Genomic DNA, 16607 nt, shown 5'->3' on the forward strand with positions numbered 1-16607 from the left:
GGCTATGGGATGCGTTGGAGGCGTTTTCCGTAACGAACAATGCCATCGTACAGGCTTTGGGCAAGCGTTTGCCGAAAAGCTGTAGTGCGTAATTTTTGAGCAGTGCCAGGATTCGAAACAAAGCCAAGTTCAACCAGGACACCAGGGCAATCTAAATGCTTCATCACTAGAAAGCGTGCTCGCTTCAGCCCTCGATCAGGCCCTCCCACCCCCTGTACCAGCGAGCGTTGCACGTGGTAGCCCAGCAGTGTGTTCCAGGGATCTTGCTCATTACCATCGTAGCGAATACTATCTCCGCGGCCAGGTTTAGAATATTTGGAGGAGGCTTGATACTGCGGCGTCAGTGCAAAAGTTTCAAATCCCTCGGCTGTGGACGAGCCCGCAGCATTAAAATGGATGCTGATAAAAAGATCGCCGCGCTCGCGATTCGCAATTTGCGGACGGCGTTCGAGCGGTATATACACATCACTATCACGTGTCATGACCACCTCAAAACCTGCTCGCTGCAATAAAGACTGAAGCCGGCGCGCCACGTCCAGGTTCAAGTCTTTCTCATACAAGCGGTAGGCGTCATTTTTCGCGCCGACATCCTTTCCACCATGCCCCGCATCAATCACTATACGGCGCAAGCCAGGCTTCCCCGAAAAGGCTTGAGGCGTGAGAATCGCCTGCAGGACATGTTGATAATCGGCCTTCGCCATGTAGAGTCGACCGCTCGATTCCAGCGTAGGAAAGCCCAGATAAATCGGGAGCTGATTCAAATAAAGGATACGCTTCCCCTTACCAACATCAACGTTAGTCCACTGACTACGGAGCCGGAAAGTTTTAAATCCCTTCAACCAGTAGGCCTTCATCCCGAGCTGCCCGCCCGCGGTGGCCAAGTCTATATAAGTACGTCCCTCGTGCTGAATTTCAACACGTTGCGCTGACAACTCCAGAGGAGTTGTCAGCCACAGTGCGAGAACAACTAGCGGAACAAACGCGGCGCATTGGAAACATCTTCCCTGAAGGGATCCGCCCCGCATCGTTCCACTCCTCGCTGTGCTCTAAGATTGTGCTGCTTCGGATTCTTCCTCGTCTTCGGGGCCGAAATCATCTTCATCGTGATCTTCGCTGTCATCGAGTTGATGATCAGGCGCATTGAATTTCAATACACGCTTAGCCTCAGGAAGAGGTGATAAAATCTGAGTCACTTGACGCCCCACTAACTTTGGAGGGGAATCCGCAGTTGCCACCCCTTCGAGCTCTTTCGCGGCGAGTTTCACACGCTCGAAGCCCAATTCGCGGTGCTCGTTTTCACGTCCACGGAATTGCAAAGTCAGTTTCACCTTATTGCCATGGTCGAGGAAACTTTCGGCGCGACGTAATTTCGTCACAAAGTCATGCTCGCCGATGCTAACACGGAACTTCACTTCCTTCAGCTTGGTGCTAGCTTGCTTCGTATCTTTGGCCTTCTTACTTTCCTCATAGAGGAATTTACCAAAGTCAAGAATACGACAGACTGGCGGACGGGCCGATGGAGAGACTTCAATCAAGTCGAGACCCACCTTTTTGGCGAGTTCCAGCGCTTTACGAGGAGGCATCACACCGAGGTTAGTGCCTTCGGGGCCAATCACACGCACTTCAGACGCGCGAATGCGATCGTTTCTTCTGAGCCCTTTAGGGCCACGGTTACGGTTTTGATATTTGCCGCGAGAGTTCGGGTATTTTGGCATGAATTGATTCTGAGTATTAACTTCTTGAAAGTGAGTGCAACATAGGAGAGCCCCAAGCATTAGCGAAGCGTAGCGTTGGCTACTTCGTTTTACATCGCGTTATACCGTCATAGTTTTGGTTGATTGACCATTCAAGAAACACTAGCTTTATGACCTCTGCTCTGTGTTTCAACCCTAAATACTAAAGCTTTCGCCACAACTGCAGCTTGATTTCGCATTGGGATTACTAAACTTAAAGCCGCCCCCCACCATTTTATCGGAATAATCCAAATGGGTACCGCGCAAATAAAGTGCACTCTTGGTATCCACTAAAATCTGCGCCCCCGAAGAGCGCACTAAGATGTCCCCCCGCTTAGGTGCGGCCACAAACTTCATTTTATAACTGAGTCCATTACAGCCTCCTCCGGTAATTTTGACTCGTAAATAATCGCCCTTCTGCTCTCGTTCGATCAGCGAGCACAATTTGGCCCCCGCTGCTTCCGTGACCAAAACCAGTTTTTCATTACCAAAGCGCACGCCTTCCGGGACCTCTACAGTATCTACCATATTGTAAAGAGCGGTATGCAAAACGCAGCTCAGGTCAAGCTACCAGTCAAATCACGTGCAACTGAGAGCGCAGCCGCAAAACTCGCGGAGTTCGCCTGCCCCTTACCAGCCAAATCAAAGGCGGTACCATGGTCCGGGCTGGTCCTCACATAGGGCAAGCCCAAGGTTAAGTTCACCGCGGCATCGAATTCCAGCGTCTTAACCGCGGCCAATGCCTGGTCGTGATACGCCGCGACCACCACATCAAAGTCCCCCTGACGTTGACGATAAAACACGGTATCCCCTGGCAGACATTTTGAAAGCCCAGGCATCGTCTCGCGCAAGCGATCCAGCGCCGGATCCAGCACTTCCAACTCTTCTGTACCTAAAATGCCCCCTTCTCCGGCATGTGGATTGAGCCCACACACACCGATACGCGGCTCGGAGACCCCAAGCTGTCGCGCCAGCGCATGCGCCCGGCGCACCGCTTTTTCGAGGCAAATCGCATCCAAGGCATCCGAAACCTCCCGCAAAGGAATATGCCAGGTCGCTAAAATCACGCGCAACTCACGCCCCACAAAAGCCATCGTCGGATCACCGCCCCAAGCATTCGCAAAGAACTCCGTCTGGCCCGGAAATTGAAAGCCGACCTCTTGCAACCAGTGCTTACTCACCGGTCCTGTCACCACTCCACGAAAGCGCCCCTCGCGGCAACCCTCCGCCGCTTGCTCCATCGCCGCCAAGGCCAAACGTGCCCCCGCCAAAGAGGGTTTGCCCACGTGCACCGCGTGGACATAGTCGTCATCATCGCCAGTCGACACTGGCTCAAAATCCAACCCCAGCTGAGCCGAAAGCGCGGCCCCCCAGTCCGCGGGGCCAATCACCACACAATCACTTCCCGACAAAGGGTCTGCCGCCAGTGCCGCTGCAATCACCTCAGGTCCGACCCCGGCTGGATCACCACATGTAATTGCCAGCGGTAAAGAGCTAGCAGACTTAATCATGTGTCGAAACGATAAAACCACGCTTGCCCGACTCAAAAAAGCTCAAAAACCGCGCTCCTGGAGCAGTGGTGCCAAACTCAGTCTCCCGAGCGGCGGCAGCCGCTTTTTTCTTCAAATTCCCTCCGCCAAAAAACACAGCGCGATAGCAGCGCTTTAAATCTTTAATCTCGCCAGAGCTAAAGCCACCACGTCGTAGACCGACAAGGTTCAAACCATGCGCCTGGCTACGTTCTGCAGCCATCACATAGGGCGGCACGTCAGCCGTAATGGAGGCATTTCCAGCGATCATGCAGTAAGCTCCAATGCGGCAAAACTGGTGAATACCCGCGCCGCCGCCGATCACCGTTTTTTCACCTATACTCACATGACCGGCTAACATCACATTATTAACCATCACGACGCCTTGGGACAGTTGACAGTCGTGAGCGACATGCGCGTTCGCCATGATAAAGCAGTCATCTCCAATCACAGTTTGCGCTCCTGCGGTTTCAGGACGACTCACAGTCACCCCCTCGCGTAGCACTACCCGATCACCAATCACCACCGTGCTTTCAAGCATCGGGTCGAACGCGATCGACTGCGGCTCCCCACCGACGACGCTAAAAGAATCCATCTGCACTTCATTGCCAAGCGTCGTATTCTTACGAATGATCGCATAAGCTGCGATCTTACAATCACGCCCGATACGCACGCCCGATTCTACCAAAGCACCCGCACCGATCGAGGTGCCTTCGCCGATTTCTGCCGATGGATCGACGATCGCAGTTTCATGAATATTCATAGTTCAAACAAATTCACGCCGCTTTCAAATTGTCAATGCGTGACAGCTCAACGTAGCTCGTAAGACAGCAGCAGCTTTATAAATCAAGACTCGCTCAAGTTGCCAACAAACAAATCCGGCAACTCCGCCCATTCGGCCTCTGCATCCGCGCTAATACGTGCAATCTTCTCATCAAAGGCCGCCCACTTCGCCTCCGTGCAGATCTCGTAGCTGTGCCCCCAGAAATAAAAAACTTCAGCCTCCGAGGCTTTGGCTTTCGCATACAAATCCCAGAAATTCTCATTATGAAAGTGGCAGTCCGCGTGAAACATCATCGGGTCCGCGACTGGCAGGCAAGGCGTCACATTTTTCGTTGTGCGCGCATACATATGCCCTGCCTCGCGCACCACATCTGCAGTCGCCTGGTCGCAATCCCCAAACGGATACACAAAGCCTAAGATTGCTTGCTGGAACCAATCCTGCAAAATCTTACGTGCATCCACGACCTCACTGCGCCAATCATCCAGAGCAATGCGTGTCGGCCACGGGTGGCTCATGGAATGGTTCGCGATCGTGAAGCCCTCATATACTTCGCTCAACTCAGACCGCGCCAAACGATCGATTTGTTTGCCCCATCGATCACTAAAGCCACCTTGACGCAAATCACCATGCGTCGCTGGGTTTAAATTAAAGGAGGCCTTTGCACCATGTTTACGTAATATCTCGATCAAGCGAATATCATCATTCACCCCATCATCCCAGCATTGAACGACTTTAAGCATATAAACGCGATATAACGTGGCTCTCTCGCTACTTTCAAGCGAGTAATTCACACAACTTCATTCGGAAAATCATAATGCGCCTCCACCCAAACACAATCAACTGATTCGCTTTAGCGAAAGCCCGCCCCTTCAATTCAGCACTCCTAACATACGTCTTCGATAGTCGCTGGCCTTCATCCCAAAGTATTTTCGAAAATTGCGCGAAAAGACCTTCGGATCTGACCAGCCAACTTGCTGACCGATTTCCCCCACCCGCAGGCGGGTCGAAAGCAAGAGATTGGCCGCCATTTTTGCACGACGCTCAGCCAGATACTTCATTGGAGGTTGTCCAGTCTCGGCATGGAATAAGCGAACTAAATAACTCGGATTCAAATTTAAACACTCGGCTAGATTCGACAATGTCCATTCGTCCCCAATCTGCTGCCCCAATAAATCCATGCCCCGCATCACCGTTGGATGCATCCCATTGCTAGCCATCGGAGCTGGAGCATTGTGCACGAAAGAAGGGCGCACGGCCTCAAGGACGTTTAGTATTTTTGCGACCATGCTAGGCTTGTTCGCTCCCGCACGATAAGCGGATTCCAGCGCAGCCAAACTCGCACGTAGCCGCTCCATATCACTCTTTAACAAATCAATTTTAAATAGTTCTTTAACATGACGATTCAACTCAATTCCCAATAGACGACGCATCACGGCATCCTCCTCTAACCAAGCAAGCTCATGTCCTAATAAACGTGGCGAAAACAACAGGTTCACCAGCTCTAAGCGCTGACAATTTGCATAAGCATGCCATGCCCCCTCTGGCACAACCACCAGTTGCCCCGGACAGCATAAAGACTCGCCTTGAACCGTAATATGACGAGCACTGCCACCGAGAATGAAAGCCAACTCCAAATAATTATGCGTGTGCGCCTCATGCGCACTCTGATCCACTTGATGGTTCATATAAAACCATATATTCGGGCTGACTTTAAGATGAGCAAAGTCAGAGGATTTAATATATTCGATCGCTGGCACATCCCCAACATGTCAATAAATGAGAGTATTTACAGCAAAATTTAAGTAACACTTTGCCCCCATAAAATGCTGTAATTAGCTATGCAAAACCTCCCCACAAACCGGCTACCTCGCATCCTCCAACAGGCAAAATGGATCTGGCCGGATAGCCCCCACTGGGATCTTCGTAATTGCTATGCACTTTTCAGAAAAGAGTTCCAACTCCCCCAAGTCCCCCCTAAAGCGCTTCTCTACATTACCGCCGATCAGTCCTACCAACTCTACATAAACGGAGCCTACATAGGCCGCGGCCCTGCGCGTGGCTTTCAAGAGACTTGGCCCTATGACACAATCGAAGTCAGTAAATGGTTAACGCCTGGCAAGAATCTCATTGCCATACGCGCGCATACCCCGGGCTTTAGTAACTTTCAGTATATTCATAAAGGCTACGCCGGGCTCTTGGTCGCGGCGCAATGGGGAGACACCAACTTACTCAGTAATGCAACTTGGACTTGTCGCCGCCAATCAGGCCTCGACCGCTCAATGGTCCAAACCAGCCTACAGCTTTTTCCGCAGGAAAAAATCGACCTACGCCAGGAAGATCCAGACTGGATGCAGCCCAATTACGACGACACACACTGGGAAGGTCGCCCTGTCGAACTCGCCCTCGGTTGCTTACCATGGACCAGCCTAGAAGAACGCGACATCCCCCTACTCGATGAACGCATCCTCCGGGTCGGCCAAATCATCGGTAAGGCAAAGGGTAAAAACCATGAAGAATATTTGCAGACACGTAATTTGAGTATCACCCATTTCCAAGAAGGCCTCACCCACAAAGCCAGCCAAGCGAGTATCGCCGACATCCACTTTGAAGGAACCGGACGAGGCCAGTGGCGGAGCGTACTAATTGATTTAGGTAAGACCTACGTGGGCAGCACAATAATTGAAATTGAAAGTGCTAAAGGTGGTGAAATCATTGAAACTCACCACTACGAAACTATAGACGCAGCAAAACTCTGCCCCGACTATAAACCCAAAGCCCACTGTCGCATGGCATTTAGCAATCGCCTAACCTGTGGGAAAGGAAAGCAAAGCCACGCATTCTACCATAGTTTCGGATTCCGCTATATGATCCTACTAGTGAGGGATTCGGACAGTGACTTAACCCTGCACCCGAGATTACGTACAGCAACCTATCCACATAAGATAGAGGGAACCTTCCAAAGCTCAGACGCGACACTGAATGAAATTTGGAATATTTGCGCTTGGACACAACAAATTTGCAGTCTCGACGCCTACGTGGACACTCCTTACCGCGAGCAAGCTCAATGGTGGGGGGATGCACGAGTACAAGCCTGGAATACCTTTCACTTAAGCGGAGACCCTCGGCTACTAAAGCGTGGAATCCGTCAAATCGCGACCCAAACGACACCGGATGGAGTGACCTATGGCCATGCCCCCACGATGGCGCACGGATGTATACTGCCAGACTTCACACTCATCTGGATACTGACGCTGTGGGATGATTATTGGCAAACCGGCTCCTTACAAAGCTTCGAGCAACATCAGCCAACCATACGCAAGGCCCTCCATTACTTCGAAGAATGGACAGACCTCAATAACGGATTACTCCAATACGACCATCGCTATTGGCTGTTCCTCGACTGGACGGGTCTACACAAGCAAGGTTGCTCCAGCGTCTACAGTCTATGGTATTTGCATGCACTCGACCGGCTGAGTCAAATGTATGCATTAAGCAAGGACGCAAGTTCAAGCCAGGCTTGCCAACTGAAGGCCAAGCGACTGCGCAGACAACTTCAGAAACTCATAAACGAAGAAGGGCTCATGCAGGGCGGCTACGATGAAAACGGCAAGCTAGTAAAGGAAACCTCCATTCACGCTCAAACCCTCTGTCTACTCACCGATCTGGCCTCAGCCAAACAAGAAAGAGAAATGATCGAGATGCGCCTCCTACCATTTGTACGCGGCGAGTTAAAAACCGACAGCGCGCCCTCCGCCTATTGGACGACTTATGTCTATACCGTTTTATCCGAACGTGGCTATGGTGCCGAAGTCCTCGCTGACATCCGCAAGCACTGGAAACCAATGATCCCACATGGCACGACTTGGGAAAAATTCGACCCGATTATCGCTAAAGATAGCTTTTCCCATGCTTGGGCCGCCCACCCCCTCTATCATTGCATGCAAATCATCGGCGGCGTCAGGCAAACCGCCCCCGAATGGAGCGAAGTTTCTATCCAACCAACATTTCACGGCGACAGTGCAGAAATATGCATCCCGAGTCCCAAAGGTAAAATCAGGTCAAAATGGAAACGAACCAACGATCGAATAGTTGGGAAGGTGACATTACCTAAAGGAGTCGTCGCGAGACTCATACTTCCCAATCAAAATCCTATAAAAATATCCGATCTCCACACATACGAGTGCTTCTAAAGCTTCCCTCAGCCCGCCTAAGTAGTGAGACAACTAAGCGCCTACAGATAAAAATAAACATCCACGCAAAAACTAAAACAAACGCATGAGAATCCTATACATCGACATCGACAGCCAACGACCGGATCACCTGGGTTGTTACGGCTACCATCGCAATACCAGCCCAGCGATTGATCAAATAGCCTCCGAAGGCATCGTCTTTGACAATTGCTATACCCCCGATGCCCCTTGCCTGCCATCACGCACAGCCTTCTACTCTGGTCGCTTCGGTATACAAACTGGTGTAGTGGGCCACGGAGGCACAGCCGCTCAACCTAAAATTGAAGGCCCGACTCGCGGCTTCCGCGATCATTTCGACTGGAAAGGTCTCGGAGGTCGCCTTCAAAGATGTGGCTATCACACTGCCATGATCAGCCCGTTTGGACAACGGCACGCAGCATGGCACTTCTACGCCGGTTTCAACGAGATCCACAACACCGGCCAGGGCGGCATGGAATCCGCGGAAGTGGTTCAGCCGGTGGTGGACCAATGGATGAACGAAAACGCGAAAAAAGATCAATGGTATCTACATATTAATTACTGGGATCCGCATACCCCATACCGAACACCCACGGACTATGAAAACATCTTTGCCAACGAACCCCTCCCAGCATGGCTGAGCGATGATGTCATCCAGGCAAACAAGCAAAAAGTGGGCCCCCACTGCGCACATGAGGTTAACATGTATACAGGCACAGGGAACCCCAAATTCCCCAAACAACCCGGTAAAGCAACGACTCCAGAAGAAGTGCGTCAGGTGATCGACGGCTATGATCTTGGAGTGCGCTATGTCGATGATCAGGTCGCAAAGATTGTCTCAGACCTCAAAGCAGCTGGAGTTTATGATGACACCATGATCATAATATCTGCCGACCACGGAGAGAACCTAGGTGAATTGGGGCTATACGGGGAACACGGCACCGCAGACGACATCACCTGCCGCATACCATTGATCATCAAATACCCAGGCGGCGCACAAGGAATCCATAATACCAAATTTCATTATAACTTAGATCTAGCCCCGACTCTCATGGATCTAATTGATGGTAAGAAGCAGGACCTTTGGGATGGCGTATCTTACGCTGAAGCAATCACAAAGGGAGAGGATATAGGGCGCGAAGAGGTCACAATAAGCCAATGTTGTCACGTAGCTCAACGTTCCGTCCGCTGGGACAGATGGCTCTACATGCGCACATACCATTGCGGCTTCCACCTCTTCCCACAGGAGATGCTATTTGACCTAAAAACTGATCCACACGAACAAAATAACCTAGCCTCCCAAAAGCCGGAATTGTGCTACCAAGGTCAATGGCGCCTCTCACGCTGGCACGACGCTCAGATGCAAAAGATGGCCCTGACTAGCAACGATGTCGTGGATCCACTCTGGACTGTTATTAAAGAAGGCGGTCCCTTCCACGCCTCACTTACATGCGGACGCCCAGGACGGCTAGGCTTCGACCACTACATGGAATATCTTGAAGTCACAGACCGCAAGGACGGTGCCGAAGCGTTACGTAACAAGTATGCCACAGAACTAAACAAGTTCAAATCCTGATACCATACAGTCGCCAGCAAGGTCTCAGCCCCAAAGAATATTGCTAAGTTAAAGATTTCAACTCTCCCCCATCAGGGGTGCCCATCGATGCTGAATGGGAGGAGTTTGATCTAAGACATATTGCAGACGACGGCGGTGCCAATCAATTGCGTCAGCAAATTTAGTATTCAAAATTAAATTACACGATTCACTTGGATCATTATCTAGGTCGAAGAATTGTTCATTCGGGCCAGTATCCGGGTCGTCATAAGCAAGAAACTTCGTATACTTGTATCTCGCAGAAGTAATACATTGCCAGTTATGTTGACACTCAGAGAAAGCATAATCGCGGACAGAGCTCTCAGCTCCAGCAAGCACAGGCAGCAATGACACACAGGGAATCAAATTATTAAACGCTGGCCAGCTCTTCGACAGGGCACTTCTGGGATCCAGGCCCGCTGCCTCTAAAATTGTAGCAGTAATGTCAGTCAGCTCAACAGGACTCTCATTACAAGCTCGATTTAGAAAGTGCGGATGTCGTATCGCAAGCGGCACGTTCAGTGATTCCCGATAATAGCTTGATTTTTGAACTCGCCCATGATCCCCCATCATTTCGCCGTGATCAGAGCTTAAAATAATCAATGTATCTTGTAATAAACCACCCGATTCCAATTGATCTAGAATTTTACCGATCTCTTCATCCAGTAAACGAATCGTAGCCTTATACGAACGTCGAAGCTTCCATAAAACCTTTTTATGTGTCTCGCTCAAACTGCCCTTCTCACCTGGAATAAAATCATCGACCGCCTCATCAGGCTCCATATCAAGAAACCGTTGCGGTGGATCAAACGGTTTATGCGGGCTACAAAAAGATCCGAAAATGAAAAAAGGTTTCGATGAATCCCGCTGATCGATCGCTTCGCGAATTTTCCGCCCCGTTACATTATCAATGTGGGTCTCCTCATCGAAGGGCCAAGGCACACCATCCTTCGCAAGTTCAGAGTTTGGAAAATTACTGTTAGTTCCCCGTGCTTCCACCCAATCGCGAAAAGGCTCCAAGAGTCCCCGCTCATTTAAATAATCGCAGTAATCACAATAATTCCTGCAAGCAAGCTGTTTACCTGACGTCTCCCAGACATGATGATATCCGAGTGCCTGCATATCAGCACGCATATCAGCCAAAGCAACCCCACCCCCGCGAGGCGTATTCCAAGGCCAGGTTTGCAGGTAGTGAAACTTCCCGATTCCAGCGGTCCAGTAACCCGCAGCTTGTAAAGCCTGTGGAAAAGTTGGCGTATCAAAATTCAAATCACCCGACATCTGAACAGTTCCAATTTGATGCGGGTAACGACCGGTCAATAAAGCCGTTCGAGCAGGCTGGCAAATTGGATTTACCGTCTGGCAATGGCTAAAAACCATCCCTTCAGCAATACGATCCATATTTGGCGTCGGCACTTTGGAATTAGCAGCATAACCGATACAATCGTAGCGCTGCTGATCTGTCATTAGAAAAAGTATATTCATTTTGTCTAATCATATGTTGGGATAATACGCGCAGCCTTCGACACTGTAGCAATTAGGCAAACTTTCAATCGCATGGAAAAATGTCAATATCCGTACATCAATCGCTACTCAGAGCGTCGACGTGGTAAACTCTTCCCCTCACTCCATTCGCCTTCAACCATAGTATTGCTGACTACTTTCGGAAAACCGCGCTCTCCGCGATGCATCTGCGCCACCAACACATCCACGGCACGCTCACCCAATTTACCTAAGTTTTGATACACCCCGGCAAGCTCCGAAGACTTATCCAGCAAATTCATTAAGGCAAAACCACGCGCATCAAAAAAAGCTTCTCGCGCTGCGCTATCAGGAATCATCACTTGCGGCATTTGATTCGATATAATAGCATCAAACTGATACCTTTCAGCCCACTCAAACAGCGATTCTCCACGATTACAATCGGAATAAAAGGTGGGATACGCTCTCGTTCTAGAAACACGATTTAGCAAATGCTGATAAGCAGCCTCGGGGTAAAATGCCAATGCTCGCAAATTACTGCGTTGATGATACAACCCAATGCGTCGATACCCCCTCAACAACATCTTGCCCAGAATTAATTGAATCGTAGCATATTGATGATGATCCACTCGTGTCACAGGCGGCCACTGCGGACGACGACCAACACGAACTGCAGAGATTTGCCCCCAATCGATTCCCTTCAAAAAGGTACGGTTCGGATAATCCGTACGCCCAATAATCAGACCTTGAATCCCCCTCACGCGAATAATTCGATTAACCTGATCCGGCTTGAGATCTTGCTGCAGCATATTGAACAGCGCAAGCGAATACCCTAATGCTTCCGCACGCTCAGACATCGCCTGCAAAATCAATCGAGTGGTTCCAGTAGCTTGGCCCAATCTTGAAATACCACTGGTTAAAATCGCAATCTCACCTGACCTCGTCTTCGGCTGAACAGCCGAACGATAAGCCGCTAAAGCACTCAAATTAGGGTCTGGACGATAGCCCATTTCCTCAGCGATCTTTTGTATCCGCTCGCAAGTCGCGCGACTAATGCGAGGATGATTACGTAACGCCATCGACACCGAGGATGGGTGCACCCCAGCGCATTGCGCAACATCCTTCATCCTAACTCGACGTTCCATGCTCAACTGTGTGAGCAAAAGCTAACTTGAAGCGAGGCAAAAGTGCAGATTTAACTACGTTTTATAAGCTTTACCCTAATAATAAATAAACAAAACATATGAAACACTCAAAATACATCGTCGGCTCCCTGGCTCTCTGCTTCACTGCCATAACTCATGCAGACACACTCTTTGACTGGGACTTCAGCGGCCTGCCTCTACCAACGGCCGATAGCGACCTCGCAGACCAATCCCTGCTTGCTGCATCAGAGAACAACGCGATCACGAATCTAACGACGACTGACATATTCGGAAGAGGCACCCTAGAATCGACAACAGCCACCAGTAGCTCTGCATCTGCGGGCGAACTAAACCTAATGCGGTGGGATGGCAACGGTAGCTCGGGAACTTCAAACGGCACGCCGAATGGCTATTTCGAGTTCACCATCACTGCAGCTGAAAACTTCCAAATTAACCTAGATTCTATCAGTATCAGCGAATGGCGCAATGGAGCCTTTGCACCCCCAAACATCGGCTTTCAAGTCAATATCGATGGCGCAGGATATACCATATATGACGCCTACAAAGAGGATAATACAGCAGGCGGCGGAAGCTTTTCCAACTTCACTTTCACTGAAACAATAACAGGTGCTAGCGAGATCGTAATCCGCTTTGCTCCCGTCGGTGCTATTGGAGTCGATGGTGGCGGCAACTTGCATATCAATGCTCTCAGTGCGACGGGAACTGTCTCCGCGATCCCTGAACCAAGTAGCTTTGCACTCGCCGCGGGCGTGCTGGCACTCGGATCAGTAATGCTGCGCCGCCGCAGCTAGGCGCTTAAGAATCATCTAAATAAGGCCGCCGCAATCTGCGGCGGCCTTTTATCTTTACGGACCGTGCTATAAACCGCCCGGGTTATATATGTATTGAAAGCATAAATACACTAATGTTTAAAATGGAAATTCGCACACTTCTCGTCGCGTCGCTACTTGCTCTACACACGGCACTAGGCAGCTCTACGCCCCCCAACGTCATTATTATGCTAATGGACGACATGGGATATAACGATATTGGAGCTTACACCTATCCAAGTAAGAGCAACGCGGGACCTCCTCTAAGCCCCTCAGCAGTCGAGAGCGACAACGGCCAATCTAATAATCCCAATTTTGCAAAAAACTTAACTCCTCGCATCGACAGCCTCGCACGTGACGGCGTTCGCTTCACCCATTTCTACTCAACTTCTTCAGTCTGCTCCCCCTCGCGCGCGGCGTTCATGACAGGCAGCTACCCCACGCGAGTTGGCATAAAAAAGGTACTTTCCGCTGGAGGTAATGAAGGCCTCAATCCCAGCGAAGTGACACTCCCCGAGCTCATGCGTGAAAACGGCTATCTAACCGCGATGGCCGGCAAATGGCACCTAGGCGACAAAGTAGATTTCTACCCCACACGACACGGTTTCGAACGCTATTTCGGCATTCTCTACAGTAACGACATGTGGCCTCAGAACCCTCATAATAGCGCGTGGCAGGATCTAAAACTCATGCAGAACGAAAAGCCGCTTGCGAGCTATATCACCCAAACCGGTGGAATATTCAGCGGCAACTTAGATACCAATACAGAGCAATCCTATTTACTGGAAGCAATGACAGAGAATGTCATCACGGCGATTGACGACGCAGTCGCCGAGTCACGGCCTTTTTTTATATACTACAGCCCCCACACGCCCCATGTGCCCATTCATCCGCACCCGGACTATTTATCCAACTCAGGTCAAATCGATGACGAAGCGCGCTACGCAGACTTGATTCAAGAAATCGATGCACGCGTCGGCCAAATCCTCGACACTCTCGACGCCCCCAATAATGGTGGCAACACTGCCGATAGTATAGCCGATAATACGATTGTCATCTTTACCTCCGACAATGGGCCTTGGCAAAATCGCCCCAACGCGGGCGACCTCTATCAAGGTGCAGGATCCGCGTACCCTTTTAGAGGACGAAAACATAGCGACTGGGAAGGTGGGCATCGCGTGCCATTTATAGTGCGCTATCCTAACATGATACCTGCTGGCGTCACACTTACTCAGACTGCAAGCACTTTCGACATTTACGCGACTATTGCAGCTTTCACAGGTGCAAAAATGCCGACCGATCGCACTCTTGATAGTGTGGACATCAGTGAACTACTCAAAGGAAACACAACCGAGCAACCGCATGACTATTTCTATTACTACGATAGCAACGCAAGCAAGGCTGCAGGCATCATCGACCTGACAAATCAGGATGCATTTAAAATTAGCTTAGAGGACAATAAACTCTATCGCCTAGGACACAATTTCAGTGGCGACTTTCAGGAAAGTACGGATGTCTCAAATACTTATCCAATTATAAAATCGCAGTTAGAAGCCCAAATGATGGCTTGGAATCATGCTATGGACAGTCGCGATGGGGCTAAGAGTAACGCGGTGCAAATTGAACTCGAAACGGATAAAATTGTTGTAGCCGAAGGCGGCTACAACACCTTACGAATACGCTTATCCAGCGCAGCTAACAAAGCAGTCACAATTAGTCATTTTTCCGGCGACAACGATCTCAGTGTGAGTAGCGGATCAACTCTCAACTTCAACGCAACAAATTGGAACCAATGGCAAACGGTGACCTTTGCTGCCGCGGGTGACAGCGACGAACTGAATAGCGGGGCTACCTTTCGTGTCAGCGCACCGGGGCTACACATACGAGAAATCTACGCCTTCGAAAGCGAAACTGGCATCTACAACTCTGCGCCAAATATTTCTCTAACCGCGCCTCCATTTTCAAGGCTTCACTTCCCCAGCGAAAGTAGTCGCTTGCTGGCGGAAGTCAGCGCTACAGATGATGGGCTACCGGAGGGGAATAAATTAATCTACAGATGGTCACAACTAGATGGCCCGGGCACTGCGACATTTGATCCACCTGATACCGCAAGAACCTTCATCAGCTTCAACGCCAGCGGTAACTACCTGCTCCGGGCCGAAGTCAGTGATTCTATTTACACCCGTAGCGTCGACCTATCCGTATACGCAGGCCCCGCCCCTACAGGTATAGAAGATGTCATTATCTTCGAATACAATTTTAACGAGTCAAATGGCACCTCGACTCATGACAATGTGGGCAGCACGGGAAACGCGATGCTCACTGAAAACGGCTTTAGCGCGACACAAGGACCAACTTGGTCCACTGGATATGAAAATGGAGGTCTCAGCTTTGATGGCATCGATGATTTTGTCATGACTCCTAGCGTCACAATCTCCAACGATAAATCATGGACAGCCTCCGCCTGGATCTACCTCAATGCGATACCTACCAGTGAAAACCGAGTGATCCTACAGCAAGCGGGCCCTACAGGGCGCACTTGGCTTTTTGTAAATGCCAATGGTCAACTAGCCAGCTTCATCGGCAATCAAAGTACGAGTGGTGGCGCTGTCACAGCTGGAACCTGGCAAAAAGTTGCTGTGAGTATCACGTCTGGTAGTCAAGCGTCCCTCAGGCTTTTCATAAATGACGAGCAAGTCGCAGCGTCCACCCGAACATTGGAAAACAACACAGGCGTCTTCCACATCGGCGCACACAAAAATATTGAGAATACCCAATCACTTAGTTGGAGCGGACTATTGGATACAGTCGAGTTGAAAGAACGCAGCAGCGAGCTGCAGATTGATCTCCCGGTCGTGAACTCTTTTGATGTATGGATACAAGAACAAGGCCACATCCCAAGTCATCAACAATCCCCAGAAGATGATCCCAATAAAGATGGAATCAACAACTTGCTCGATTACGCATTTATATCCAGTAGTAATCAGCCAATATACACATATCTACCACAGGTCACCGCCACAGATTATCTGCAACTTAACTATCGTCAGCGCAGCAACGGTAGCGGCACGACTGGGGTCGACTATGCTGCCGACGGCATTATTTATTCCGTCGAGCTGAACCAAGGGCTCACTCACGACCAATGGCAATCGGGAGCCGCCTTTGTGAAAGCAGTCGGTACGCCAAGCCCAAATGGTGATGGCACTGAATCTGTCACCGTGCGCTCGATTCCATCGCTAAGAGAAATAGGCGGACGTGGTTTCATGCGATTACAACTTGAAAAATATTAGATTAAATTAAAC

13 protein-coding genes are annotated in these 16607 nt (G+C 50.1%); 4 read left to right on the forward strand and 9 right to left on the reverse strand.

Annotated features, from left to right (window positions below):
- Positions 1-2: 2 nt before the first annotated feature.
- The 7 genes from QEH52_RS13055 to QEH52_RS13085 form a co-directional block, all read right to left on the reverse strand.
- Complete coding sequence (locus tag QEH52_RS13055) at positions 3-932, reverse strand: N-acetylmuramoyl-L-alanine amidase family protein (RefSeq protein ID WP_308951033.1); 930 nt, start codon at positions 930-932, stop codon at positions 3-5.
- Between the two features lie 114 nt (positions 933-1046).
- Entirely contained in the window at positions 1047-1715 is a 669-nt protein-coding gene (gene infC / locus QEH52_RS13060) for a translation initiation factor IF-3 (protein ID WP_308951034.1), read from the reverse strand.
- A 174-nt stretch (positions 1716-1889) separates the two neighbouring features.
- Positions 1890-2261, reverse strand: coding sequence for a HesB/IscA family protein (locus QEH52_RS13065; protein WP_308951036.1), 372 nt, complete (start codon positions 2259-2261; stop codon positions 1890-1892).
- 29 nt (positions 2262-2290) lie between these two features.
- Entirely contained in the window at positions 2291-3244 is a 954-nt protein-coding gene (pdxA, locus tag QEH52_RS13070) for a 4-hydroxythreonine-4-phosphate dehydrogenase PdxA (RefSeq protein ID WP_308951037.1), read from the reverse strand.
- A complete protein-coding gene (lpxA, locus tag QEH52_RS13075) occupies positions 3237-4025 on the reverse strand; it encodes an acyl-ACP--UDP-N-acetylglucosamine O-acyltransferase (RefSeq protein WP_308951038.1) in 789 nt (262 codons plus the stop codon). The genes pdxA and lpxA overlap by 8 nt, the downstream gene beginning before the upstream one ends.
- Positions 4026-4108: 83 nt before the next feature.
- Entirely contained in the window at positions 4109-4786 is a 678-nt protein-coding gene (locus tag QEH52_RS13080) for a polysaccharide deacetylase family protein (protein ID WP_308951040.1), read from the reverse strand.
- 129 nt (positions 4787-4915) lie between these two features.
- Positions 4916-5731 (reverse strand): AraC family transcriptional regulator, encoded by an 816-nt coding sequence (locus QEH52_RS13085; RefSeq protein WP_308951042.1) that lies wholly within the window; start codon positions 5729-5731, stop codon positions 4916-4918.
- A gap of 153 nt (positions 5732-5884) precedes the next feature.
- Here QEH52_RS13085 and QEH52_RS13090 point away from each other — a divergent pair, with 153 nt between their 5' ends.
- Together QEH52_RS13090 and QEH52_RS13095 are read left to right on the forward strand one after the other, a co-directional pair.
- Entirely contained in the window at positions 5885-8236 is a 2352-nt protein-coding gene (locus QEH52_RS13090; protein WP_308951044.1) for an alpha-L-rhamnosidase-related protein, read from the forward strand.
- 85 nt (positions 8237-8321) lie between these two features.
- The gene (locus tag QEH52_RS13095) at positions 8322-9830 is read left to right on the forward strand and encodes a sulfatase family protein (protein ID WP_308951045.1); all 1509 of its coding nucleotides are present in this window, start codon (positions 8322-8324) and stop codon (positions 9828-9830) included.
- Between the two features lie 57 nt (positions 9831-9887).
- On the opposite strand, the gene QEH52_RS13100 is transcribed toward QEH52_RS13095, so the two are convergent.
- A complete protein-coding gene (locus QEH52_RS13100) occupies positions 9888-11333 on the reverse strand; it encodes a sulfatase family protein (protein ID WP_308951047.1) in 1446 nt (481 codons plus the stop codon).
- A 104-nt stretch (positions 11334-11437) separates the two neighbouring features.
- The gene (locus QEH52_RS13105) at positions 11438-12475 is read right to left on the reverse strand and encodes a LacI family DNA-binding transcriptional regulator (protein ID WP_308951064.1); all 1038 of its coding nucleotides are present in this window, start codon (positions 12473-12475) and stop codon (positions 11438-11440) included.
- Between the two features lie 98 nt (positions 12476-12573).
- On the opposite strand from QEH52_RS13105, the gene QEH52_RS13110 reads away from it, so the two are divergent.
- Positions 12574-13287: a hypothetical protein gene (locus QEH52_RS13110; protein WP_308951048.1), complete on the forward strand. Its 714-nt coding sequence runs from the start codon at positions 12574-12576 to the stop codon at positions 13285-13287.
- 122 nt (positions 13288-13409) lie between these two features.
- Positions 13410-16595, forward strand: coding sequence for a sulfatase-like hydrolase/transferase (locus QEH52_RS13115; RefSeq protein ID WP_308951049.1), 3186 nt, complete (start codon positions 13410-13412; stop codon positions 16593-16595).
- Positions 16596-16607 lie beyond the last annotated feature (12 nt).

The sequence above is a fragment of the Thalassobacterium maritimum genome, assembly GCF_031127805.1.
Lineage (GTDB): Bacteria > Verrucomicrobiota > Verrucomicrobiia > Opitutales > Coraliomargaritaceae > Thalassobacterium > Thalassobacterium maritimum.

Coding starts and splice junctions, on each gene's coding strand:
- QEH52_RS13110 (WP_308951048.1), top strand. CDS start 12,574: ATGAAACACTCAAAATACATCGTCGGCTCCCTGGCTCTCTGCTTCACT.
- QEH52_RS13065 (WP_308951036.1), bottom strand. CDS start 2,261: ATGGTAGATACTGTAGAGGTCCCGGAAGGCGTGCGCTTTGGTAATGAA.
- lpxA (WP_308951038.1), bottom strand. CDS start 4,025: ATGAATATTCATGAAACTGCGATCGTCGATCCATCGGCAGAAATCGGC.
- QEH52_RS13115 (WP_308951049.1), top strand. CDS start 13,410: ATGGAAATTCGCACACTTCTCGTCGCGTCGCTACTTGCTCTACACACG.
- QEH52_RS13090 (WP_308951044.1), top strand. CDS start 5,885: ATGCAAAACCTCCCCACAAACCGGCTACCTCGCATCCTCCAACAGGCA.
- infC (WP_308951034.1), bottom strand. CDS start 1,715: ATGCCAAAATACCCGAACTCTCGCGGCAAATATCAAAACCGTAACCGT.
- QEH52_RS13095 (WP_308951045.1), top strand. CDS start 8,322: ATGAGAATCCTATACATCGACATCGACAGCCAACGACCGGATCACCTG.
- QEH52_RS13105 (WP_308951064.1), bottom strand. CDS start 12,475: ATGGAACGTCGAGTTAGGATGAAGGATGTTGCGCAATGCGCTGGGGTG.
- QEH52_RS13080 (WP_308951040.1), bottom strand. CDS start 4,786: ATGCTTAAAGTCGTTCAATGCTGGGATGATGGGGTGAATGATGATATT.
- pdxA (WP_308951037.1), bottom strand. CDS start 3,244: ATGATTAAGTCTGCTAGCTCTTTACCGCTGGCAATTACATGTGGTGAT.
- QEH52_RS13085 (WP_308951042.1), bottom strand. CDS start 5,731: ATGAACCATCAAGTGGATCAGAGTGCGCATGAGGCGCACACGCATAAT.
- QEH52_RS13100 (WP_308951047.1), bottom strand. CDS start 11,333: ATGAATATACTTTTTCTAATGACAGATCAGCAGCGCTACGATTGTATC.